The organism is Rothia sp. HMSC073B08, from assembly GCF_001812975.1.
Taxonomy (GTDB): domain Bacteria; phylum Actinomycetota; class Actinomycetes; order Actinomycetales; family Micrococcaceae; genus Rothia; species Rothia mucilaginosa.
Window position 1 is genome coordinate 49816 of record NZ_KV811086.1, and the last position, 707, is coordinate 50522.

Sequence of the window (707 nt, forward strand, 5' to 3'; positions counted from 1 at the left end):
TGACGAGCCCACACAATCGCGGCATAGTCCGGATCGTCCGGGGTTACATCCGCGTAAGGACTGGTTGCAGGCAGCTCAACATGAGGTGCGCCCGCAAGACGGTACAGCGCCACCGTGACATCGCGGCGACTCAGCACAGCCTTATGCTCATCCAGAAGAGCCTGCTGCTTAACCCACTCAACAGCCGCTTCCCGCTCCGCAGTGTAGCTTACAAAGAGCTCAAGGCCCTCAGAAGTGACCTGCTCGACCGTGTCCGCGGCGCCATCCTTGCCGGGGGTTACCTTTTCCAGAACAACCCTGTAAGACCCCTCATAATTCAGCGCGCTACCGGGAATATTCAGCTTCTCATCCGTAGAACCATTCTGAAGGTGCTCAGCAGGAATGACCTGTTCCAGGGCCTTCTCGCCGGTTGGCTCGCCAGAATCATCCGTTGCCTGAACCGAGAAACGGTAATGACCATCGGTAAGCTTCGGAAGATTCGAGATACGCGCGGTGAGGGTATTCATCTCCTCGTACGGGCTGAAGCGCTTATTCAGAATGTACAAGTCCGGACGCGCTACAGGCTGGTCAGGGTTAGGCTGCGTAGACCGCACGGGAAGGAACTCAGCGACACTGGTCAGTAGGCTACCGCTGTACTCCTCTTCGCCAGGACGAGGCAGATTAGAACCGTAGATGCCAATCATGTAGAGCCTGCCCGGCTTCAACGT

At 57.1% G+C, this 707-nt stretch carries 1 pseudogene; it reads right to left on the reverse strand.

The annotated features are described in order from the left end of the window. Window positions 1-707 (reverse strand): annotated as a pseudogene (locus tag HMPREF2884_RS09260) (hypothetical protein); the annotation flags it as partial.